The sequence below is a fragment of the Xylanibacter sp. genome (assembly GCF_057607445.1).
In genome coordinates this window covers 32,879-57,309 of sequence record NZ_DBLZAX010000001.1, presented here as the reverse complement: position 1 = coordinate 57,309, position 24,431 = coordinate 32,879, and the positions used below count along the sequence as shown (strand labels likewise).

The window sequence follows — 24,431 nt, the reverse complement described above, 5'->3', positions numbered from 1 at the left end:
TATTTTTTAGCAGATACCTTAGAAGGCGTTTGTATCTACACTTAGCGTTTTTAGAATTAAGGCAAAAAGAATCAGCGGACAAGGGATAACCCCTGCCCGCTGACATCTCAGAAAAATTTACTACATTAAGAACCTAAAAAACTTATTTAAGCATAACTTTCTTAACTATGCGCTGGCTGCCGCATCTTACATCTATCATGTAAACGCCGCCTGCCAGGCCATCTACTACAACGGTTCCGCCCTCAACGTCGAATGAACGCACCATCATTCCGGCTGTGTTGTATACGAGCACCTTAGCCTCGCCGTCAACAGTGATCACGATGTTTCCGTTTTCAACCTTAATGCCTTCGCCTGAAGTTATTCCGCCGATACCTGTTGTCTCAGGCTTAACGCCTATAGTCTTCAGCGTCAGTTCAGGATAAGCCGCATTGGTCATAGAGCAGTAAACATTCTCGTCAAAGTTCTTCATGAATGTTGTAACGCCGTTGTCAATAGTATAGTCAGTGCCCTCAACGAGAGTTGCGCCTGATTCTGTTGTCCATGTGTAAACTGTAGGATTCTCAGCCACCATATACTCGCTGCTCAGGTCAACCTTACCACCGTCTACAGTAATCTCAACGTCCTTCTGAGGAGTATACTTATAGTTCATCGGGTTATAGATGTCGAATACAGGCAGAGTGCTGAACTTAAAGTTATTGTCGTAAGCGTATACCATGCTATATTTATCTGCCTGGCCTGACATATCGAGCGATGAAAGGTTATTGCCGTCACAATAAAGTTCGCGTAATATCGGGCAATTAGTAACATCAAGAGTCTTCAGCTTATTACGTGAAACGCTCAGCTGATACAAGGCGGGAAGCTCAGGAAGAACCAAAGTTTCAAAATTATTGTCACTAAGTTGCAGTGTTGCCAACTTTGTATTGTTGCTAAGGTCTATTGCCGAAAGCTTGTTATTATTCAGCGACACGTTTGTAAGATTGGTAAGTTTAGACAAGTCAATCTGCTCCAGGTTACAATCTGACAATGTCAGGAATCCAAGGAGAGTGTTGTTACTCAAATCAATCTCTGTCAAGCCTGCATTAGCTAATGTAAGCGTAGTCAAATCTTTCAACTTAGATATGTCAGCCTTTTCCAATGCTACGTTGGACATACTCAGAATTGTAAGGTCACAATAAGACTCATCATAGCCGTAAATTGTTATATTCTTGTTGGCACCAAGCTGTGATGTCAATGTTGTATTTCCACTACCCAATATACACTCAGCCAGTTTACCATCACCGAAATCTACATAAACAGCTTTAGGAGTCTTGGCAGCCAATATCATCCTTACTTCAGAACCCACTTCACCGGCGCCTACAAGGCTAGCCAACACTTCTTGCGGCTTGCTTGAAGTTTCAACAAGAGTTGTTGTAAGAGTCAGATCAGGATAAGCCTCGTTTGTCAGCTCAGCATATACTTTCTCTTCCTGTACTTTCAAGAATGTAGTAATACCATTTTCAATGCTGTAGTCTACACCTTCTTCCATTACATTTCCGCTTTCAGTCTTCCATGTAAACTTGGTATTCTTGCCCTTAAATGTCACCTCAGAAGACAAATCTACCATGAATGATTTTTCTGCAATAGTTACAGGATTCTGGTTACCGTAAACAAACTCCTGTGCCGTAGTCTGAGGCAATGTGCTGTATGTAAAGTAGTTGCCCTCAATGTTAAGCTTCTCAAGTTTGGTGTTATATGCCAAATCTGCTGACTTAAACTTATTGTATGACATATTCAGGTCACGGATGTTATACATAGTTGTAAACATATAGTCTGAAACCTCGTTGTGTGAGAAGTCCAGAACCTCTACTGACGATGCTCTGCTTAAGAAAGACAGGTTCTTAAGTTTATTGCCAGAACAGCTGATATTAGACAAAACCGGAGCTGAAGCCTCAAATACAATACTTTCAAGCTGGTTATTGTCGCAGCTAAGCATTGTGGTGTTATTAATTCCTCTTAAGCTCAAAGTTGTAAGTTTATTGTTGTCAAGCTGGATAGAATTAAAACTCAAATTACCAGACAAATCGATTTCTGACAATTCGTTATCATTAAGATTAAGGTTCTTCAGAGCCTTAGACTTAAATATGTTCACATTAGTAAGTTTCATTCCTGAAGCATCGAAGTCTTTCAGCTGGACTCCTGAAGCCGTATAAACCTTAATGTTTGCGCCCTTAACCTCACCACTGATTTCTTGTGGTGTGTCAGACAGAGTAAACTCTTTAAGTTCACCGTCACCAAAGTCAACTTCTACTTTTTCATCCTTACTGAATGTAGCCACATTCATTGCAAATGTCTCACCAACAGCCATACCCGTTGTCATGTCAGCAGCAAGCGTTGACTTACCCATATCCTCGGGGTTAAGAACCATAAAACGTGTAGTAGACAATGACAGTTTCGGATAGGCATCGCATCTGAAAGTACAATAAACGCTGTCCGTCTGAGCTTTAAGGAAATTAATTACACCCTTGTCGTAAGTATAGTCCTCACCAGCAACGAGACGTTTACCTCCACCATACAGGCTGTTAGAATCAAAAAGATATACATCTACAGTTGTCTCATAATCCGGACTATAAATATCTTTAGACAAATCCAATGGTTCTGCAACAGAACGTTCTCTTTCAATCTTTATATTTTTCTGCAACGAATAGTCATAAAAGCCTACGCCATCATGAGGGAGTGGCAAAGTATTGAATGTAAAGCAGTTACCACGAATAATCAACTCACCAAGATTCTTGCAGTTAGACACATCCAAATTCTTAATATAGTTATCAGACAGATATATTGAGAAGAGTTTATTGTTCTTTGAAATATCAAGTTCCGTCAAGTCATTACCCTGTCCAAAAAGATATATAAGTTCAGGGTTATTGCTTAAATCTATTGATTTAAACTTATACGGACTGACATCTTTTTTAGTAAAATAAAGCTGTGTGAGTTTTGTATTTTTACTTAAATCAAGCGTTGTTATATTAGTGTAACTCACACTTAAAATTGACAAATTCAAGTTTTTACTCAAATCAATAGTAGAAAGAGCTGTCTGACTTACGTCTAGATTAAGCAAATATTGATTATTTGAAACATCTATAGCAGTCATATTGCTTGCTCCATATACAATAATATCACGAATTTCTTTATTCTTTGAGAAATCTATATTGCCAAGTTTCGAGTTCAGTTGGGCATTAAGCCAAATAAGACCTTCATTCTTTGATATATCCAAAGTTGCAAGATCATTAGACTGACAATCAATATAATAAAGTGCAGGATTATTTGTAACATCAAGTTCAGTCAATACATTATGCCCACAATCAAGATAATAAAGTTTGCTGTTCTTTGTCAAATCCAATACAGACAAGCCATTACCATTACAGTTAAGAACCTCAAGATTTTCGCAGTTTGATACATTTAAACCTGTCAGACTAGTCAATGGACAGTAAAGAAATCTTATAAGCGTTCTGCTTCCATAAACCTTAACGCTACCTTCACTTACTTCTCCCTCTATTTGTATGGTATCCTTCTTGCCTATCTCATAATCCTTCACTGTTCCACCACCGAAGTCAACCTTGATAGAGCCACTCTCAGCATCAGATGTGCCCACGTAGAATGAAATTGCAGACCCTGCAGTTTTCAGATCCAATACGCACTCGTCCTCTCCGTCAGGAGCCTGAACGTTCATGGCATTACTATAATGTGGAACAGTCCACAACGCCACCAACAACATCAAAAGGGTAGACAACAACCTGTTATCAGTTCCCCTGCTTGTAAACAAATTCTTCATAAGCATTAAAAAATTTAATTCGCTCCAAAGATAGGCACATTCTGATTAAACTTCAAGCTTATTAGGGGGATAAAAAGGGGACCCTGGTAGTGTTTTTATGGGGATATATCGTTTTTTTGCCCTAAAACAGGAGGTTACACATTAAAAGAAAAAAGATATTGATACATAGAATGTGTATCTTCAAGTCCCATTTTTCTTGCAATTTTCTGTTTTTTCTTTTTGCAATACTCCGATGTTATGTTCAAAAGGGAGGATATTTCCTTATTATTCAGGCCGATATATACCAAAGAAATAAATCTTATCTCATTTGCGGTAAGATTAGGATGCTTTTCTTTAAGCCGAAGGACAAATTCTTTGTTAGATTCTTCAAAATAAGTTGTAAAATAGCTCCATTCTTTATTTTCAGAAAGATGCGACTTGAGTTCACGGATATTTAAATCGAGCTGTGAGTTCTTTTCGATGTTCACATCCTTCGACAAAGATTCTATAATATTCAGCACGGCCTCGTTTCTGTTTGCCATGAACAGAGCCTTAGACATCAGTTCGCGGTTCTTCTTCTCGAGCTGAAGCTGAAAATCTTTCTGGTCAAGCATGCTCTGTGCCTCCTGCTCTTCAAGTTTCTTCGCCAGCAGCTCCTGATTTTTCTTTTCCTGTTCGAGCTGCAGCTCCACAATCTTCTGACGCTGCTTCACCTTAACCATGTGGTTAGACAAGGCCCATATCAGCACGACAACCAGCACCACGATAAAGACAATCAGAATCTGCGTGCGGGTTTCCCGGGCATGATATTCACTTATCTCCTTCTCTTTCCTAAGCAGTTCAAACTGAATACTGCTGTTTTCGAAAGCCACCCTGTCGATACGCACCTGCATGGAGTCTTTGGCTACGATGAACGAGTCTTTGTATGCAAACGCAAGATTATATTGTTTCATACAGAGATATGCCTCACTGAGAATTTCATAGAAAGGCTGTTTTCTGACAAGGTCTGTCTCGTTAGCGATGCCTTCATTAGCCATTGCCACTGCACTGTCATAGTCTCTCATCTCGATATAGGCCTTACACATATTTATTCTTATGTCCTGCCTTATATCCGGATACAGGTTCATCTTTATGACACGTTTTGCAAAAGATATGAGAGCTTTATACTGATGCGTCTCAAACAAATAGTCAGTCTTCAGGGCTTGCAGGGACATCCATTCCTCTGTATTGGGCTTAACCAGCTGCTCGGTTATATTCATATATACCCTACACTCCTCAAGATTGCCCATATCTATCGCCGAAATGGCCACGTTGAGCGCAGATCCCCGCAGAAAGGTTGTATCCTTTATCTCTTTTGCATAATTATAGTTGCGCTTGAAATATTCGTTTGCCTGCAAATACTTGTTGCTTTTCAGGTAAAGATATGCCATGTTGTTCAGGGTTGACATCTCCTCGCGCTTGCTGAGTTTCTCCACCGAAATCTTATATGCCTTCGACAGATAGTCTAAAGCGTCGTCATAATTGAGCATCTCGGCAAGATTGAACGCCCAGTTGATATGACAATGGAACACCATCTCGTAATCGTTCTTGCGTTCTGCCATCTCACGCAGCTTTGTCAGCACCTCAAAAGACTCTTTATAATTACGCTTGTCCGACAGTCTCTTGGCAGTTTCCAGCAGAGAGTCCTCATAGTGAGTCCTGCCTTCAAACTCCCTATACAAGGCATGCATGCAGACAACATGAAGCAACAACACCAGCAAAAAGCAAAATCTTTTCATAATATTACTGACAAGAAAAGCAAAACATACAATATGAATACAACACACGCCATACTGACATCTGTGCAGCTGCAAGCCATGACATCCGGAACCACCATATATATTAAAATAGGATGAGCCGAAACTCCCGTCACGATTTATGGTCTGCAAGCCGGCACAGCCGGACATCTCCTGACGATTAAGGACGCCTGGAGACACAGTATGTACCCTATATAAGGGCAGGCTTGCCCATTTTAGACGAAATCACATAATATTTTATATGATTTTGCAAAATAGACATTACAAAGATATGTCTTTTTAAATTTAATAACAAACTAAAATACTAATAAATATTTTATATCCATTCTTTTTACTAAATTTGCAAAAGTAAAGCCGCATATCGGACTATTAAAAAAGAGGTATGACACACCATGCCTGCGATTACGGTAAAAAACAAGGACAATTGAATGTCTTAACAATAATAAAACACAAGTTATTATGAAATTCTTAACTAACGAAAAACTTACAATCGTCGGCGCAGCCGGAATGATTGGTTCAAACATGGTTCAAACAGCCCTCACAATGGGTCTGACTAACGACATCTGCCTTTATGACGTTTTCTCACCGGAAGGCGTTGCTGAGGAAATGCGCCAGAGCGGTTTCGGCGATGTGAAGATAACAGCTACAACTGATGTAAAAGAAGCTTTCACAAACGCTAAGTATATCATCTCTTCTGGTGGTGCTCCACGTAAGGCCGGCATGACACGCGAGGACCTGCTGAAAGGCAACTGCGAGATTGCTGAAGGACTTGGCAAAAACATCAAGGAATATTGCCCTGACGTTAAGCACGTTGTTATCATCTTCAACCCGGCTGACCTTACAGGTCTTGTAACTCTGCTGTACTCTGGCCTGAAACCTTCACAGGTTACAACTCTTGCAGCTCTTGACTCTACACGTCTGCAGAGCGCACTGGCTAAGAAGTTCAACGTTATGCAGAGCGAGATCGAAGGTTGCGCTACATACGGCGGTCACGGAGAGCAGATGGCTGTATTCGGCTCACACGTAACTATCGACGGCAAACCTCTGACAGAAATCATCGGCACACCTGAGTTCACAAACGAGGAGTGGGAGCAGATGAAGGTTGACGTTACTAAGGGTGGTGCCAAGATTATCGAGCTCCGCGGACGTTCTTCATTCCAGAGCCCGGCTTATCTCTCTGTTGAGATGATCCGTGCCGTGATGGGTGGCGAGCCTTTCCGTTTCCCTGTTGGAACTTATGTTTCTAACGAGAAATACAACCACATCATGATGGCTATGAAGACTACTCTCGACACAACCGGCGCTCACTATGAGATGCCGCAGGGAACTGCTGAGGAGAACGCTAAACTCGACGCTAGCTACGAGCACCTCTGCAAGATGCGCGACGAGCTGGTTACTCTGAACATCGTTCCTGAAATCTCTGAGTGGAACAAGATTAACCCGAACCTGTAATTAATTTATACAAAAAAAGTCCCGGCCAAAAGCCGGGATTTTTTTTTGTATAATTGAGAATGGAGAATTGAGAATGGATAATTATGATTACACTTTATAATTAGGAATGAGTTTAAATCATCAGTTCCAATTATGAATTGTAAATTATGAATTGTGAATTGTGAATTATGAATTAAAAAATTACATTCTGTATATTTCCTCCAACTTCAATTCTGTTATCTTTCCGTATTTTGAAAGTTTCTGCATGTCGAGTTTCGACTTGTCGCCTACAATAATCAGGATGTAGGGACGGCCTTTCACATTTTTGTTATAATAGTCGTAGACATCCTCGTCTGTAACGGTCTTCAACGACTCCGCCAGGGCGGCGTCAGGATCGACCTTATAGCCTTGCGCACGATACAGGGCTATGGTCTGACCTATGTTGCGGAACGAAGGATAACTGTTGTTTATGCCGTTGAGCATCGAGCGGCGGGCGTCGCTCATGTTCTTGTCGCGCACTGGCATGCAGGCAAACAGACTGTCGAGCGTTGCCACTGCATCCATCGTCTTGTCGGCTTGAGTGCCCATCATTGTAGTGAAGCCTACGGGAGCGTCAGCATGAAGCACGGGCGACGGCAACTCTGCCGTGCCGTAAGCGTAATAGGCAAACGAGCGCAGTTCGCGCAAATCCTGAAACATCACAGACGACATGTCACCTCCGAAATAGCGGCTCCACAGCTGCAGACAAGTGCGCCCGTCCTGGTCTGGCAGTGGGGCAAGCGGCGTGTATGTGGCCACTACGGTCTGGCGTGCCTTTGGGTTGTCTAATATATATACTGCCGGGGCGTCATACTGCATCAGAGGCTTGTATGTGTCAGTATATGGTTCAGAGGCTTTGTCAACAGGCAACAGACGGCTGACCTCCTGCCCTACCGACGCTGCGTCGCGGCTGCCGCAATAAACGACAGACAGCTGCACGTTCTGCAGACTGTCAAACAGGCTGACAAGTTCTTCGGGCTTCATTTTTTTGACATCACCGACAGACACACGGTTGAGATAAGCCGACTTGTCGCCGTAGACTATCTTCGACAGTGCAGCCTTTGCAATGCTCGAATTGTCTTTCACAAACGCCATGTCGTTAAGACGCCACGCACGTTTCAGTTCAGACATCTGCTTCTTGTCAGGCTTAACCGACGAGAGAAAATGGGCCAACAGCCTCAACGAAGGCTCAAGGTTGCGCTCAAAGCCCTGCATGGATATGGTGAACGAATTGTTGCCGGCACTGAAACTGAGCGTAGAACCGACGTTCTGCAGGGCACGGCGCAGCTGCTGACTTGTAAGCGAGTCGGTGCCGAGCGCGTCGATATACGATTCAAGCACACCAAGACGCGGGTCGGCCACCTTTCCCTTGTGATAGATAAGCTGCAGGGTGAACACATCGTTAACGTTATTCTTTACGGCATAAAGCTCCGCCATGCGGCCGAGACTTATGCGAGAAGCGTCGCGGTCGAAGTCGATTATGCGCGGCTCAACATCCTTGTGCCCCATTGAGTCGAGCATGGCGGCATAAGCCGATTGCGCCGTTATGTTCTTTGCAGGCATGGGCTTATATCCCGGCTGCGACACCTTGTCGGAAGGATAGCTGCCGTATTTTTTCACGAAGTCCATATATTCGTTGTTGAAATATTTGCGAGCCACGCGCATCACATCGTCACGGCTCACATTCTCTACAGCTTGCTCACGTGCAAGATACTCCGCCCATGAGTCTTCGCCGTTGCCGTAAGCCTCAACCATCATCCATCCACGTTTGTCGGCATCTTCCAGCTTACGTTTCAGCTCTCGTCCGGCTTCCATCTTCAGCGCCTGCAGGTCGCTGTCGCCGAAGTCGCCATTCTTCACCTTGTCCACCTGCTCCATGCACCTGCGCATAAGTTTCTTGCGCGAGCCGAACGGCAGACTCGGCACCCCTGCCACAAAGGTTATTCCACCGTCCTTCAGCGCGGCAGTCATGGCCGTGGCCATAAGCGCGTCGCCGTTGTTGCTTATAGAGTCGAGTTTGCCCGAACCGAAGTTGTTTGTCAGCAGTCTTACGGCTATGTCGAGCGCGGCCTCGTCGGCATGTCCGTGCGGCGGAGTGCGGAATGCCATAAGCTCGCCCTTAACTATGGGATAAGGTATGCGCAGCCTTACTTCGGGCTGCGATGCGAGCGACACGGGCGTAAACTCGCTGCGCACCGGAGCCTCGCCTGCCCTTATCCGTCCGAAAGTGCGTTCAAGAAGCGGCATTATGGAGTCGGCGCACACATCGCCGGCAAGTATCAGTGCCATGTTTCCTGCCACATAATAACGGTCGTAGAAGCCTTGCATCTCGCTCAGCCGCGGATTCTTCAGGCTTTCGGTGCTGCCTATTATCGGATAGGCATAAGGCGTGCCGCCGAAGAAGTTTTCCATCACGCGTTCGTATGCACTCATCAGCACATTGTCGGAATACATGTTTTTCTCCTCGTACACAGTTTCGAGCTCGCTCTGAAACAGGCGGAACACGGGACTGACAAGGCGTTCACTGTTGAGCGACGCCCACTGGTCTACATACTGCGGCAGAAACGTGTTGTAATATACGGTATAGTCGAGGCTCGTTGCGGCGTTAAGCCCCGAACCTCCGTAGCGCGACACAAGGTTGCTGAACTCGTTGGGTATGGCATACTCGGCAGCCTTTGCCCCAAGCCGGTTTATATCAGCCTGTATCTGCCGGCGCGTTGTCTCGTCGGCGGTCTGAGCCAGCAGGTCGTATTTAGCTGATATCGAGTCGAGCCACGGCCGTTCCTTCTCATAGTCCACCGTACCAATCTTGTCGGTGCCCTTGAACATCATATGCTCAAAATAGTGTGCAATGCCTGTATTTGGGCAGTCGGCAGCTCCTGCCTTCACCACCACTGCGCCGAACACCTTAGGCAGCGAGTGGTCTTCGTTTATCCACACGGTCAGTCCGTTACTCAGCCTTATCTCTTTCACCTGCATGGCCTTGTCGTCATAGCCGGCGGCGTGTGCCGAAAGGCCGGTCAGCGCCATAAAGAATGTCAGCAAAACAGTATGTTTCATCATATCCTCGTATTATATTTGGCGTGTCGCAGCGAATACAGCCCGTACAGCGCCGGTGTTTAATGTTTCCACAAAAATAATAAAATATGCATTTATGCCATCCTGCTGCACACCAAAACACAAAGTCTTTAACGTCATTTTAGCTTTATTACCGACAAAAGTATAAAGCCACGACATGCCGCAAAACTCATATAACGAATAAGATTAAGGCGCAAAAACAAATCGACAAACAAGCACGTAACATATACAGTTTTACGTTTTCATTATAAATTAGTTTCAAAGCAATAATTTATTCACATTTTTTATATTTATTGGAATTATATCCATATATTTGCACCTTGGATATATTACAATTCTGAATTATCTCTTGAGGCACACAAAATCTCACCTGCATAAGATATAATACAAGATATTAACTATTAAAAAATCGACTAATTTATAACACTAATTTTATGAAAAAACTTTTACACACACAAAGAAGAGGATTGGCGCTCTGGCTGCTGACCCTTATGTGCTTGGCCTCGGTAAACGTATGGGGACAAGAGACGAAAGTAATAGACTTTTCTAACGGTCTGCCATCAGACTGGTCTAAAACAGGAACCGTTGCAAAACAAAATTATGCCGGTAAATCCTGTACTCAATTACAAACAGCGGCAACAATCAAAAGTCCTGTATTCACAGAAGCTTTTTCTTCTGTGAAAATACATTTAACAAGAAGTAGCAATGGAACAACATTTACATTCAGTTATCAAATTGAAGGCAACGAACCTGTTGAAATAAAGACATATACAGCAAGTGATGTTGAAAAAAGTAATTTCAAAGACTACGAGATTGAAATACCTGAAGCCGCACAAGTTCCAAATTGCCAGTTCGTATTCTCTTCTGAAAAAGCATCATATTATATTTATAGTCTAACTTTTACACCCAAGGCCTCTTCAACCACTCAATGTTCTGCCCCGACATTCAGTCCTGCATCAGGCACATCGTTCGCAAACACATTGACCGTTACAGCCTCAACAGCCACTGAAGGCGGAAAGATTGTTTATACTACAGACCCGGAGGCTACACTCGACGCCAACTCAACTGAGTTTCCAAGCGAAGGACTTACTATAGACGCCACAACAACAATACGCGCCATAACGGTTGACCCTAGCGGAGCATTGGAAAATAGCAGTGAAGTATCAGCCACATATACAAAGATTAATGCGCTGAACGGACTTGCCGAACTGCGCGCCAAGATAAGAGAAGACAACGTAACAAGCCAAAAGGACGCTAAAGAATATATTGTAAGCCTGAACAATGCCGTTGTAACAAAGGTTAGCGGCAACAATGCATTTATCGAAGAAAACGAAACCGGTATACAATATTTCAAGTATAACAACGACTTAAAAGAAGGCCAGGTTATCAACGGCACAGCCACTGTAAAAGGTTTTATGTATAACAACTGGGCCGAACTGATAAGCATCGAAGGCGACATAACTATAACAGACGGAGGAGCAGTAGCTCCGACAGAAGTTACTCTTGAAGAACTTACAAACAACTACGACAAATATGAATCACGCCTTGTTAAAGTAACCGCAGCTGAAGTAACTTCTGCTTTCAGCAACAGAAACGGCGAGATTTCACAAAACGGAACAACATTAGCCGTAAGAGCAGCCGACGAGTCTATCTCAATGACATTGGGAGAAACAATCGACATAATTGGAGTTCTCGGAATTTACTTCGACACAAAGCAGTTGAACGTCTTTTCACAGGACGACATAACAAAGTCTGAAAACACAAACACATTCTCATGGACAGCAACATCGGCTGAAATAGATATCAACAACGGCGACATAAGCGCTCTGCCTACCCTGACTAACACATACGAGGGAGCAGTAAACTACGACAGCTCAAACAAGAGCGTTGCCACTATCGGTGAGACAGACGGACAGATAACCATCGTAGGCGCAGGAACTACCACTATAACCGCCACACTGGCATCTGACCCTGAGGTTAAGTCTTCGTATGAACTTACGGTAAACAAGACCGCCGCAACACTCGAATTTGAACAGCCATCATATACAGTGAACTTTGATGAGATAATTACTCTGAAAGCCGTATCAAACAATCCGGATGCACAAATAACTTATTCTGCAACTGAAGGCGACTGGTATATAGATGAAACATCAGGCGAATTCTTGGCTGGCACTACAGCCGGAAGCGTAACAGTTACTGCTACAATGGCAGAAAGCGACAAATACACAGGCGCAACTGCAACATGCACAGTGAATATCGTTGACCCGAACCAGCAGGTTTATAGCGATGTTATCACAGCCGCCGACTTGAAAGGAGAAGCTAATTCTTATAAAGATTTCTCCGGCGTAACAAAGACTTCTGGTGCTGTTTATGCAGGTAATTCTGCCAATAAAAATGGCTCTATACAATTAAGATCAGATAAAAGTAATTCTGGAATTGTTGCTACAACATCAGGTGGAAGAATATCTCAGATAATTATAACATGGGATAATTCAACTGCAAACGCCAGACAAATTGATGTCTACGGAAATACAAATCCATATACAAGCGCAGCAGAACTTTATGAAACAAGTGGTAATACAAACCAAGGTGAACTTATCGGCAGCTTAGCAAAAGGTGAAACAACACTGACCATCGAAGGCAACTATCCTTATGTTGGAATAAGAAGCAACGACGGAGCATTATACATCAAAGACATAACCTTTGTATGGGAAAAAGTGTCAGAGCCTACCACCGGTTCATTCTCAATAACCGACGCCGGATTCGCCACATACTACACCGACAAGGCGTTTGTAATGCCGGAGAATGTGCTGGGCGGAATTGTAACCAAAGCCAACAATGAGACAAGCCAGCTCACCGTAAGCTACAACTATCAGCCGGGCACCACTGTTCCTGCTAAGACTCCTATCGTGCTTAAAGGCGAGAAAGGCGACTACACTGTGAACTACACTACATCTGAAGAAACGGCTCCTGCAGGCAACATGCTCTATGGCGCAGACAACGTTGACGCAGACGGAATGACATTTGTTGAGGGAACCAACGTTAAATACTACAAGCTTGCACTTGGCAACGACGGCAAATGCGGATTCTACTGGGGCGCAGCCGACGGCGCAGCATTCGAATACACAGCCAACCGCGCATTCCTTGCCATCGACATAACAGACGCATCGCAGGCTCCTGAAGGCTTCTCGCTCGACGGCGACGGCGGCACAACTGGCATAGACGGCGTTATGAACGGCAACGACAACAGCCAAAAGATTTACACCATAACCGGCGTCTACACAGGCAAGAGCCTCGACAAGCTGCCCAAAGGCATATACATCGTAGGTGGTAAGAAAGTAGCAGTGAAATAAACAACAACATTAAATAAGACAGATAAAGGAGAAACATATTATGGAAAAGTATATAAAACCGGAATGTAAAATAGTAGAAGTAAAGTTTGAAGGCAACCTGATGCAGGCCTCTAATATCCCTCCGACATCAGATACAGATCTCGGATGGAACGACGAAGTCAGCGACAACCCTATGCTCGCGCCTGAGCACAAGAGCATCTGGGGTGAAGATTAACCCCCAATGCGGCATCGGCCGCATACGGCTTAATACATGTTTTTTATGATTCAGTTTGACGGAGGGGCATGCGCCATGACGCATGTCCCTCCGGTGTTTTTATCCCAAATCGGGCATAAGGGTTTGCTCTGTATTTTTGCTTAGCGGATTTTAGTCAGATTTTTCGCAGGCATAACGGGCTATGTCAAGAAAAATCTGACGAAAACCTTGTCTGGCAAAACGCGGTCTTTTGTCTTGCGAAAGGTATGCTTTCAGACTACAAAATGTGGTCTTTTACGACACAAAAGGATAGCTTTTGCCTGCATGGGCTGAGTCAACCTCTGTCAGGAGCAGGCGGAGAGCCGGTCAACCTAAATCAGTAAATATAACAAATCTGTACGAAAAAATATTTTTCCTAAAAACTCATCACTCGTCACATAATGGTTTAACCTTCTGATAATCAACGTATTGTAGCGTGACGAGTTGTCGTTTCAACTCATCACGCATCAGGTTTGCGACGCTTATGTGACGAGTTGGATTTTCAACTCGTCACACGACAAAAGACTGACTATCAACGTCTTACACGCAAATGTGACGAGTGACGAGTTTCTGTTCAAAAAAATATACGAGATTCATCGGCCGACGCATACCAAAAGCCGAAAGCGTCTGTATAGAGTTATTCACATCCTGCCGGCACGCCTCAGATCTTTATGCCTATAAAGATGCGTGCGCGCCACTTTGTGATGTTCAGCAGCAGCTCATCGCGGTCGCCAAGCTGCGAGGTGTTTACGACAGAGGTAAACCCGGCGAAATAGCGGCCGAAATGCCTGATCACGGCAATGCGCCCCACGGCTATTATGTTGGGAAACCTGTAGGGCATCCTGGTACGGCTGTCGCCTGTTGTCAGCCTGCTTCGGCTGTAGACCACAAGTTCGGGCAGCGCCGACAGATGTATGAGCCAGCCGTGACGCAGCACAAGGTTGTAGCCGTAGCCCGCGCCTAAGCCGACGCAGAGTATGCTTAGCCTCGACTCAGGGTTGCCTATAACGTCGTCGTGGCGTGCCTTGAGCACTCCGCCCATGAACGAGGCGCCGAGCATGAGGCTTCCGCAGCTGCGCTTCTGCATCCACGACTGGCTGAACACGGCAGGATAAGAGAAGCGGCGGCCGTTGAAGGCATAATAGGCGTTGAGCGTCAGCATGTTCTGGCTTATCAGTCCGGCCGGTATGCTGATGTCGCCGCGCTGAGTGTGGACATTGCCCTCGAAAGTCTTTGCCGAATGGAATATCACGTCGGCGCCCAACTTGTTGCCGTAGGCGTTCATGTTCAGCTCATAGTCTTTCTTCTCGCCTGCAAGATGTGCCGGGTTCATGGCCACGCTGAGCGACAGTCCGCGGTAAGCGGCGCTGAGACTTACGGTGTATTTGTTCTGCGCCTTCATCTCCGTATTGAAGTTGCCGTCGGCGTTGACGCCCCGCGTGCGTATGTCAGAGCCCGAGGCGTTGAGCGTGAGCCTGAAGCGCAGCCGCTGCGGCGTGCGCTCAATATAGCTTGTGTCTACACGGCTCCGCGCCCGGCTGTCGCGCATGTCGAGTATCTTGTCTATCTCGCGCTTAGCCCGGTAAGCCTCGGCCTTAAGTCTGTCTTTAGCCGCTATCGTGTCGTCTGCGGCAACCGAGGTGCTGTCGTATGGCGCGGCCGTCAGTGCGACCGCCAGCAGTAGTGTTATCATATATATTATAAGAACGGCGGCAGGGCGTTTTTATTTCATTCCTGCGTCAATGATTTATGCCCGCGTAGAAGCTGTCATACAATGAAAATAAACGTTACGCCATTGCAACACGTTTGTCAGTCTTTCATAACATGGCGTTAACCTTATTGCAACATGCCGCATATAACTTTGCAGCCGTAAACGATAGAAAGCATTTCAAAGTATGATTAAAAGGTTAAGATTAGCCGTGGCGCTGATATTCATCCTGACAGCATTCAGAGCATACGCGGCAGACATTAAGGGAAAAGTTACAGACAGTACGACAGGCGAGGCGCTCATCGGAGCAACCGTGCAGATTGAAGGAACGGCCAAAGCGGCTGCAACAGACATCGACGGACTGTTCACGTTCAGCGGACTCGACGAAAACGCAAATTATACTTTAACCATAAAATACATCTCTTACAAGACTAAAAAAATTGACGGGATTCGGGCTGAAGCTCAGCCACAGGTGTTAGAGATAAAGCTCACACCCGACGAACAGACGCTGAAGGAGGTTACGGTTACCGGCGTGGCTAGGAAGAATACGGAGATCGCGGTAATACAGATGACCAAGAGCAGTCCCGTCATAGTGAGCAACGTATCGGCACAGGAAATAACAAAGACACAGGACACTAACGCAGGAGAGGTGATACGCCGAGTGCCGGGCGTGAGCCTCATCGACGACAAGTTTGTCATGGTGCGCGGACTCTCTCAGCGCTACAACAACGTTTGGATCAACGGCGGAGCCGTGCCTAGCTCGGAAGCCGACTCAAGGGCTTTCTCGTTCGACCTTATTCCAAGTTCACAGATAGACAACATGCAGATTGTGAAGACGCCGTCGCCCGAATATCCGGCTGACTACACCGGCGGATTCATCACCATAACGACGAAGGACATTCCGGCGGAAAACACAGCCGAGCTGTCTGTAGGCGGCAACTGGAACGACATTTCTTCATTCTCCGACTTCAAGTATGCCAAGGGCTCGGGCACCGACTTCCTCGGTTTCGACAGCGGCATGCGCGGACTCAACGGCGGCATAAACGCCACGATGAACAGCATTGCCGGCAACGGTGTCGACCTGCTGAACAATGGTCTTAACAACGACTGGCGCGTAAGGACGATGAGTCCGCTGGGCGACCTGAAACTGTCGGGCTCGCTGGGACGCCGCTGGAAACTGGGCGACCGCCAGCTCGGAATGATTGCTGCCTTCAACTACAGCAACGAATACCGCAAGTATGAAGACATGCAGAACAACCTCTACGGCGTGTATGATGCCGACAAAGACCAGTCGAACTATCTGCGCTACTCTGTAGACGACCAGTATAACCACAACGTGCGACTGGGAGCGATGCTCAACTTCACCCTACTTTCTGCCGACGGCAACAGCAAGTATCAGCTGAAGAACATCTTCAACCAGATTGGCAACGACCGCTACACATGGCGCGAGGGACTGAGCGCACAGTCGGACAACGAGAACTCAGCTGAATATTACTACCGCAGCCGCACCACATACAACGGACAGATAACCGGAAAGCACACCTTTGCGCTGGATGAGCTCGACTGGAGCGCAAGCTACTCTTACGCCAACCGCAACGTGCCCGACCGCCGCCGCTATCTCATCAACGACGCACTGGAACCGGGAGTGATGCAGCTGACAAGCCCCAACGACATATCGCGCGAATGGACAAAGCTCGACGAGCACATCGTATCGGCAGCAGTGAACGACAAGCACGAATTCAAGTTCGGCTCATTCACACCGTCGCTCAAGTTTGGAGCCTACGGCGAATACCGCACACGTAAGTACACCACCCGCGACTTTATCTACAACTGGAACGCTGCCAGCAACACGCTGCCCGACGGATTCCGCCAGAACGACCTGTCGGAGATGCTCAGCGACGAGAGCTACTTCGGTGCCGACCGCCTGTATCTGCTCGAGGAACAGCACATGCGCAACAACTATAAGGGCAACAACTATCTCGGAGCCGGATATTTCGCAGCCAACATTCCGCTCGGCAAGCTGAACATATACGCCGGACTGCGCTACGAATATGACCACATGGAGCTGATAACAAACACACGCGACAACGCCGAGAGCCCCTTCAGCCACAACTATGAATACAGCGACCTGTTCCCCTCGGTGAACACCACCTACAAGATTAACGACAAGCACCAGCTGCGCCTGTCATACGGCAAGACGGTCAACCGTCCTGAGTTCCGCGAGGTGTCGCCCTCAGTGTTCTACGACTTCGACCTAGCATCAGACGTGCAGGGTAACACCGACCTGAAGCCATGCTACATACAGAACGTCGACTTCCGCTACGAGTTCTATCCCTCTAAGGGCGAGCTTATCTCAATAGCGGCATTCTACAAATACTTCGACTCACCTATCGAGTGGACCTACACCGTTACGGGCGGAACAAGTCTTGTGTATTCTTACATGAACGCTAAGCGCGCCAACAACTACGGTATAGAGCTCGACATACGCAAAGACCTCTCGTTCATAGGCCTGCCCGGCTTCAGCTGGTCGTTCAACGGAGCGCTGATTAAGAGCCGCGTGAAGTTTGAAGAAGGCTCAAAGGAGGAGAACCGCCCCATGCAGGGCCAGTCGCCTTACCTCGTGAACACCGGAATATTCTACAAGAACGACAAGATGCAGCTCGACATAGCACTGCTCTACAACCGCATAGGCAAACGAATAATCGGAGTAGGACGCAGCGAAGGAACAACAAGCGGCAACGAGACTCTGAGAGTGCCCGACAGCTACGAGATGCCACGCGACGTGATAGACCTCTCGGCATCGAAGAAATTCGGCAAGCACTGGGAAGTGAAGCTAAGCATACGCGACCTGCTGGCACAGAAAGTCTACTACAAGCAGTTTGCCGACGTTCACTACTCAAACGGAACAAGCCGCGAGGTAGAGCAGATAACAAGAGTATACAAGCCCGGCCGCAACATAGGAGTAAGCGCCGTATATAAGTTCTGATAAAGGGACAAGGCGGAACATCCGCCCCATCACTCCCATCAGTCATATTACTCCCATAAAAGAAAAATAAAAAAATTATTCACTATAAGATGTTTAACAAAAAGATGAAAATGGACAAGTTTAAACTTTACGGATGCTTAGGCATCATGGCAATGGCGCTCACAATGAGCTCTTGCAGCGACGACGACAATTCAGGCACTACACAGAGCGGTGTCAACTGGACCACCAACGGCGGTATCAAGGCCTGCGACCACCTGCTGTTCACGGCAGACGGCGACGCCAACGTAAACGACAACGGTACACAGATCGGAAACGGTGACCAGGAGTTTGTTTTCACAGGAAAGCAGACTATCAAGAAAGGCACATATATCCTGAAAGGATGGGTTTACATAGCCGACGGAGCCGAGCTTACAATAGAGCCGGGAACCGTAATCAAGGGCGACAAGCAGACAAAGGCTTCGCTCATAGCTGAGCGCGGCGGAAAGCTCATCGCACAGGGAACAGCAACAGAACCTATCGTGTTTACATCAGAAGAGGCTAAAGGCAACCGCCGTCCGGGCGACTGGGGTGGCATCATCCTCTGCGGTAAGGCTAAGAACAACAAGAGCGAAATGCAGATTGAGGGTGGTCCGCGCACCAAGCACGGAGGTAACGACGACGCTGACAACTCTGGCGTGCTGAGCTACGTGCGCATCGAGTTTGCAGGCTATCCTTTCCAGACCGACCAGGAGATCAACGGTCTTACACTCGGTTCTGTAGGAAGCGGCACAAAGATCGACCACGTACAGGTGTCATATACTAACGACGACTCTTATGAATGGTTCGGCGGAACAGTAAACTGCAAATATCTTGTAGCATACAAAGGCTGGGACGACGACTTCGACACAGACAACGGATTCAGCGGAAAAGTTCAGTTCGGTCTGTCAGTACGCGACTCTAAGATTGCCGACGTATCACAGAGCAACAGCTTCGAGAGCGACAACAACGCCGACGGTTCTAACAGCGAGCCTCACACATCTGCCGTATTCTCTAACATGACACTCGTAGGCCCGATGGCTACAGACGCTTCGTTCGTAAACGACGCTTCTTACATCAACGGCGGCAACTACTATCCCAACAACGGCTCAAGCCTCGGCAAATTCCAGGCTGCAATGCACATACGCCGCGACACTCACCTCAACTGCTTCAACTCTGTTGCAATAGGCTGGCCTATCGGTATCATCATCGACAACGAGAAGGGCGACACACAGGGCGCAGCAACAGCAGGCAACCTGAAGCTCGAGAACATCTGGCTGGCTAATGTCAACGCCGTTGGTACTGACTTCAACAAGATTTATGTAGACGGTCTCTACAACTACGAGACAAAACAGGTTGACGAATCTCAGCCTTCATTCTCAAGCACATTCTTCAAGGCTCAGAGCGGCAACAAGTTCTATGAGGCTGCTACAGGCTGGTTCGACACAACAGGATATATCCCGACATCAGGCAGCCCGCTGCTCAGCGCTGCAGCATTCACAAACTCGCTGCTGAGCGGTTTCGACCAGGTTTCTTACATCGGAGCTTTCGCTGCAGGCGACACATGGCTCGACGGATGGACAAACTTTGATCCTCAGAACACAGACTATTAATTCCTAGATTTAAAGACCCCTATAAGACAACGACGCCCCGCAGGAATGATTCCTGCGGGGCGTCACTTTTTTTGTGCGTTATAGCAATAATGACCTTACCGGCATGCCGCGCTTACTCTATGCCGAAAGAGCATCGTCCGGCACACGGCTGTCTGCCGTCGGCCACAACTTAATTATTCTTCCTCAAGATACCACTTAGAGTATTCAACATAATGCTTGGCAAAGCTCTCTGCCTGGTCGGGACGTGTCTTCTTGATAAACTTGGCAGGCACTCCGCCCCATATCTCGTGCTGACCAATCTTTGTGCCCTGCAGCACCAGTGCGCCGGCAGCTACTATTGCGCCCTCGCCCACTTCAGCATTGTCGAGCACCGTTGCGCCCATGCCTATCAGCGCTCCGCGGCGTATCGTGCAGGCATGCACGGTGGCGTTGTGGCCTATGCTCACGTCGTCTTCAATGACAACCGGACCGGTGGTGTTGGTAACATGCACGCAGGCACCGTCCTGCACGTTTACACGGTTGCCTATGGTTACGGGAGCCACGTCGCCGCGCACAACGGCGTTAAACCATATTGAGCATTCGTCGCCCATGTTAACCTCGCCAACAACAGTGGCGTTCTCGCTGAAATAGCAGTCCTTGCCCCATTTGGGTGTCAGACCTTTTATTGATTTTATTAATGCCATAATGTTATTATCTTTTTTATGTTCACGATGCAAAGTTAGTTTATTTTATATTGCAAAACAAAAAATCGGCACTTAATAGCTTGCACGTAAAGTAAAGATTATGTATTTTTGAACATTAAAAATAAAATCATCTATAAATATTATGCTGGAAATAGGACTTACACACACAAGCAGCCTGACGGTGACCGAAGCTCTCACCGCCAAGGCCATGGGTTCGGGCGACATGCCCGTGTTGGCTACGCCGGCCATGATGGCGCTGATGGAGAACGCCGCAATGTCGGCCGTTGCCCCCGAACTGCCCGAAGGAAGCACCACCGTAGGCGGACACATAGAGTCATCACACCTGAAGCCTACGCCATTAGGAGTTGAGGTCAAGGCTGAAGCCACGCTGACAAAGGTAGACGGCCGCAAGCTGTATTTCACCGTCAAAGCCATGCAGGGCGACGTCGTGATAGGCGAAGGCACTCACCTGCGCTTCATCGTTGACCGCGAGAAGTTTATGAGCAAGCTGTAAGAAGCTACAACCGAAAGGTATATCGAACAAAACAACAAGACTAAAACCTTTTTTGTTGACAAGCTGCGGATCGCAGATCCTTATATTCATCGCTGTCAGATTTTTCGCTGCGCTCAACAACTCGTGCAAATCTGACAGAACATTAGCTTAGTTGCTTCATTAGAAGCATAAATACCAACAAGACTAATGTGCCGGCAGATTTGTAATCTGCCGGAATTAAATATCAGGATCTGTGATCCGCTGATGTTTTGAAATAACAAACATCACAAAGTTCACTTTTCGTCAGTTCATAAAATAATCACTCCCTATTCAGAATACCAGAATCCTTATCCTTATTCTGTATTTTCAATTTTGCTCCGGATTTAGACTTGCCAAATGAGATATTGTAAACAAGATTTACATATACCATATTGGCATTGTTTACGATTCTTTCACTCTCTGTACGTTGCAGAAGTGATGTTCCTGATACAGACGTAACCTGTTTCCATGAATCATAGAAAGGATATCTTATGCCACCCGTGACTGTCAAATTTTTAATCGGTTTATAAGACAATTCTACCGATGCCATACTTGGTATATTTTTCGTGGTCTGTCCTATAAGAGATTTTTTCTGAGTCTGATAAAACACCTGAAGTCCCCATTTATTATATGCAAGATATATTGAAGGAATTATTGAATAGCCTGTATGATTCCATTTCGAGTCTCCAAGTTTATTTTTCTGATGGAACACTTCTGAGTATAGTCTCAACCTAAGAATATTATCTGAGAATGGATACCACTGTAGAAATAAGCTGGCTTTCATGTTCTGTGCGTTGTCCAGATTGCTGTATGTCTCAATTATGTTTGTGTCATCAGATTGGAACACAGGTGCAATGGCATCTTTGGAATATGAATATTCCACCATTGCATTAATAACAAACTTCTTGAAACCTTTGAAATAGGACAACGAGAACTCATGATTGCAGTTTGGTGACAAATTTGGATTTCCTGTGAATATATAATTCGGATCCTTATAATACGGATTATAAGTCAATGAAGATACTGACGGATTTTCTGTATTAACTTCATAATTGAACATCAGCTCCGAACTCCGATCAATAAAATATCCCAGTCTTAACTGAGGATGAAAATAAGTGAAGTTGTACGTCTCGTTTTCAATTGTTGTAAAAATATTGTTGTTCACGCCAGCACTTATGCTGTAATTGAATTTCTCGCCCAGCATCCCGGTTATTCCCAAATAAGAATAGAGTTCTTTGGTTGTTATTTTATTATTCGAAGGCAAATTGTTCTGAGTGCTGTTGTTATACATATACCTTGTTCCAACATATAAATTAGCCTTTTTCATTTTATAGTTATACAATACCTCTCCGATAACAGAATATTTGTCAGTGTTTATCACTGTTGCTGTTTCAAAATCCTTTTTTTCATCCATCATTTCCTTGTACTCATAATCATAGTCAGATTTATAGTATGTGCCGACAATATTCATTATAAATTCATGCCTTGAGCCGAATTGCTTGCTGAAATACATATCCAAAACCGGACTGATATACTTATCCTTGTCTGAGCTTTCACCTATTTTGTCAGACTCCATTCCATTGACTCTCGATATTATGTCTTGTTTTGACGAACGTCTACGGTTTAATGAATTGAAAGACAGTTTTGCACTGAACAGATAGTTGTCTGTTTTTGAATTGTTGAAACTGATTTCAGCCATCTGCTGTTCATAGGCATACGGACTATTATGACCGCTTTTTACTTTTTCATAATTTATCCCTCCAACCGAATATGTCATATTCTCATCCAAGATTCTCTTGTTGTAGTTTCTGTAATTGATATTGTAAGTCACGCCAATCTGTGAATTGCCCCAATTATACTTAAAATTAACAACATTGTTGCCGAAACCTGTTGTAACAGCATTCTGAGTGTTTATACCAACAGAGCCTCCTGTTTGTTTTTCTTTGGTTACTACATTTATTACCGAACCTAATCCCATATTAGAGTATTGTATTGGAGGCTGTGTGTAATAGTCGATTTTTAAAATATTTTCTGGAGATATGACAGACAGGTCTGCCGGAGTTGACGGGACACCGTTAATCAGAATCTTTACAGCCTTACCGTCTACAGACGAAACACTTTGATCAAGGACCTGAATCTTAGGCAGAAATTCCAAAGCAGACAAAGCACTGCTGTATTGCTTTTTTTCAGCATTAGTCAATTTATATTCTTTCCTATCGGCGAACCTTTTTACCATGCTGGCTGTTACAACAACTTCGTCAATGTTTAAAGACTTTTCTTGCAGATGAATTATTCCCAAATCCATAGTCTTGTTCAATTTCAGATTCTGATGATGATTTAAATATCCCAAAAATGAAATTTCAAGAATATAGTCTCCTGACGCAAGTCCTTCTATAGCAAATTGTCCTTCTCCGTCAGTGGTGCATCCTTTATAATAAAGAGAATCTGTTTTGGATTTTACTACTACTGAAGCTCCAATTATAAATTGTTCCTTAGAATCTTTCACAATACCCTTTATGGTATGTTGGGCCAATGTAGATATTGTACACATTAAACCGCAAAGCAGCAGAAAAATAAATTTCAATTTTCTCATAACTAATAGCTGTTTTTAATTTTGCAAAAATAAAGTTTGACAAAAAAATTCAGCTATAAAACAACTGACATTTTACTGACATTATCCCGACAACCGGCTGATAATCACTTGTTTCGCGGTTTAAGCGAATGAATTTTTCCGTTAAGTTTCCTATTAGTCAATAAAAAGATAGGAGTTGCGGATCGCAAATTAGCTTCGCTGACTTTCAGTTCTTATATTCATCGCTGTCAGATTACAAATCTGACAGAACATTAGCTTTGTTGCCTTATTACTTCCATAAATACCAACAAGACTAATGTGCCGGCTAATTTGCACGAGTTGTTGAACGCAGCGAAAAATCTGCCGGAATTAAATATTAGAACTGAAAGTCAGCGAAGCTAATCTGTGATCCGATAACTTCCAATAATATATACCCTTTTAAAAAAACAACAAGTCATTTGCCTTGTTGCCATTCACCTTATAAAGTATCTAACCCCGTTCCTTTACTCTTAATATCATGGTCCGTCTCTCCTATTCCATCAGAATCCACGAAAAAAGGCTATGAGTTAGGCTTGAAAAGTAGGCCACTTTTTATGCAAAAGTGGC

General features: G+C 45.3%; 12 protein-coding genes. 6 read left to right on the top strand and 6 right to left on the bottom strand.

What is annotated here, in order from left to right:
• Nucleotides 1-142: 142 nt before the first annotated feature.
• Together ACZMIG_RS00175 and ACZMIG_RS00170 are read right to left on the bottom strand one after the other, a co-directional pair.
• Entirely contained in the window at nucleotides 143-3,808 is a 3,666-nt protein-coding gene (locus ACZMIG_RS00175; protein WP_487888814.1) for a hypothetical protein, read from the bottom strand.
• 134 nt (nucleotides 3,809-3,942) lie between these two features.
• Complete coding sequence (locus tag ACZMIG_RS00170; protein WP_487888813.1) at nucleotides 3,943-5,565, bottom strand: hypothetical protein; 1,623 nt, start codon at nucleotides 5,563-5,565, stop codon at nucleotides 3,943-3,945.
• Between the two features lie 477 nt (nucleotides 5,566-6,042).
• Here ACZMIG_RS00170 and ACZMIG_RS00165 point away from each other — a divergent pair, with 477 nt between their 5' ends.
• Nucleotides 6,043-7,035, top strand: coding sequence for a malate dehydrogenase (locus ACZMIG_RS00165; protein ID WP_021853564.1), 993 nt, complete (start codon nucleotides 6,043-6,045; stop codon nucleotides 7,033-7,035).
• 180 nt (nucleotides 7,036-7,215) lie between these two features.
• Here ACZMIG_RS00165 and ACZMIG_RS00160 read toward each other — a convergent pair whose 3' ends face one another.
• Nucleotides 7,216-10,116, bottom strand: coding sequence for a M16 family metallopeptidase (locus ACZMIG_RS00160; protein ID WP_487888812.1), 2,901 nt, complete (start codon nucleotides 10,114-10,116; stop codon nucleotides 7,216-7,218).
• A gap of 449 nt (nucleotides 10,117-10,565) precedes the next feature.
• Here ACZMIG_RS00160 and ACZMIG_RS00155 point away from each other — a divergent pair, with 449 nt between their 5' ends.
• Together ACZMIG_RS00155 and ACZMIG_RS00150 are read left to right on the top strand one after the other, a co-directional pair.
• Nucleotides 10,566-13,484 carry a chitobiase/beta-hexosaminidase C-terminal domain-containing protein gene (locus tag ACZMIG_RS00155; RefSeq protein WP_487888811.1) on the top strand — a complete coding sequence of 973 codons (2,919 nt, stop codon included), beginning with the start codon at nucleotides 10,566-10,568 and terminating at the stop codon, nucleotides 13,482-13,484.
• Nucleotides 13,485-13,524: 40 nt separating this feature from the next.
• The gene (locus ACZMIG_RS00150; RefSeq protein WP_156316891.1) at nucleotides 13,525-13,698 is read left to right on the top strand and encodes a hypothetical protein; all 174 of its coding nucleotides are present in this window, start codon (nucleotides 13,525-13,527) and stop codon (nucleotides 13,696-13,698) included.
• A gap of 679 nt (nucleotides 13,699-14,377) precedes the next feature.
• Here the strand turns inward: ACZMIG_RS00150 and ACZMIG_RS00145 are convergent.
• Nucleotides 14,378-15,409: a DUF4421 family protein gene (locus tag ACZMIG_RS00145; protein WP_418874601.1), complete on the bottom strand. Its 1,032-nt coding sequence runs from the start codon at nucleotides 15,407-15,409 to the stop codon at nucleotides 14,378-14,380.
• Between the two features lie 202 nt (nucleotides 15,410-15,611).
• On the opposite strand from ACZMIG_RS00145, the gene ACZMIG_RS00140 reads away from it, so the two are divergent.
• Together ACZMIG_RS00140 and ACZMIG_RS00135 are read left to right on the top strand one after the other, a co-directional pair.
• Nucleotides 15,612-18,410: a TonB-dependent receptor gene (locus tag ACZMIG_RS00140; protein WP_418874602.1), complete on the top strand. Its 2,799-nt coding sequence runs from the start codon at nucleotides 15,612-15,614 to the stop codon at nucleotides 18,408-18,410.
• Nucleotides 18,411-18,520: 110 nt separating this feature from the next.
• The gene (locus tag ACZMIG_RS00135) at nucleotides 18,521-20,038 is read left to right on the top strand and encodes a hypothetical protein (protein ID WP_287601982.1); all 1,518 of its coding nucleotides are present in this window, start codon (nucleotides 18,521-18,523) and stop codon (nucleotides 20,036-20,038) included.
• 173 nt (nucleotides 20,039-20,211) lie between these two features.
• Here ACZMIG_RS00135 and ACZMIG_RS00130 read toward each other — a convergent pair whose 3' ends face one another.
• Nucleotides 20,212-20,721, bottom strand: a complete 510-nt coding sequence (locus ACZMIG_RS00130; protein WP_125105617.1) for a gamma carbonic anhydrase family protein — start codon at nucleotides 20,719-20,721, stop codon at nucleotides 20,212-20,214.
• 142 nt (nucleotides 20,722-20,863) lie between these two features.
• On the opposite strand from ACZMIG_RS00130, the gene ACZMIG_RS00125 reads away from it, so the two are divergent.
• The gene (locus ACZMIG_RS00125; protein ID WP_418874603.1) at nucleotides 20,864-21,235 is read left to right on the top strand and encodes a thioesterase family protein; all 372 of its coding nucleotides are present in this window, start codon (nucleotides 20,864-20,866) and stop codon (nucleotides 21,233-21,235) included.
• Between the two features lie 298 nt (nucleotides 21,236-21,533).
• Here the strand turns inward: ACZMIG_RS00125 and ACZMIG_RS00120 are convergent, their stop codons facing one another.
• Nucleotides 21,534-23,846, bottom strand: coding sequence for a TonB-dependent receptor (locus ACZMIG_RS00120; RefSeq protein ID WP_487888810.1), 2,313 nt, complete (start codon nucleotides 23,844-23,846; stop codon nucleotides 21,534-21,536).
• Nucleotides 23,847-24,431: the final 585 nt, after the last annotated feature.

What these genes read in the sequence shown, in the direction of transcription:
- ACZMIG_RS00175 (WP_487888814.1), bottom strand. Translation starts at nt 3,808, where the DNA reads ATGAAGAATTTGTTTACAAGCAGGGGAACTGATAACAGGTTGTTGTCT.
- ACZMIG_RS00170 (WP_487888813.1), bottom strand. Translation starts at nt 5,565, where the DNA reads ATGAAAAGATTTTGCTTTTTGCTGGTGTTGTTGCTTCATGTTGTCTGC.
- ACZMIG_RS00165 (WP_021853564.1), top strand. Translation starts at nt 6,043, where the DNA reads ATGAAATTCTTAACTAACGAAAAACTTACAATCGTCGGCGCAGCCGGA.
- ACZMIG_RS00160 (WP_487888812.1), bottom strand. Translation starts at nt 10,116, where the DNA reads ATGATGAAACATACTGTTTTGCTGACATTCTTTATGGCGCTGACCGGC.
- ACZMIG_RS00155 (WP_487888811.1), top strand. Translation starts at nt 10,566, where the DNA reads ATGAAAAAACTTTTACACACACAAAGAAGAGGATTGGCGCTCTGGCTG.
- ACZMIG_RS00150 (WP_156316891.1), top strand. Translation starts at nt 13,525, where the DNA reads ATGGAAAAGTATATAAAACCGGAATGTAAAATAGTAGAAGTAAAGTTT.
- ACZMIG_RS00145 (WP_418874601.1), bottom strand. Translation starts at nt 15,409, where the DNA reads ATGATAACACTACTGCTGGCGGTCGCACTGACGGCCGCGCCATACGAC.
- ACZMIG_RS00140 (WP_418874602.1), top strand. Translation starts at nt 15,612, where the DNA reads ATGATTAAAAGGTTAAGATTAGCCGTGGCGCTGATATTCATCCTGACA.
- ACZMIG_RS00135 (WP_287601982.1), top strand. Translation starts at nt 18,521, where the DNA reads ATGGACAAGTTTAAACTTTACGGATGCTTAGGCATCATGGCAATGGCG.
- ACZMIG_RS00130 (WP_125105617.1), bottom strand. Translation starts at nt 20,721, where the DNA reads ATGGCATTAATAAAATCAATAAAAGGTCTGACACCCAAATGGGGCAAG.
- ACZMIG_RS00125 (WP_418874603.1), top strand. Translation starts at nt 20,864, where the DNA reads ATGCTGGAAATAGGACTTACACACACAAGCAGCCTGACGGTGACCGAA.
- ACZMIG_RS00120 (WP_487888810.1), bottom strand. Translation starts at nt 23,846, where the DNA reads ATGAGAAAATTGAAATTTATTTTTCTGCTGCTTTGCGGTTTAATGTGT.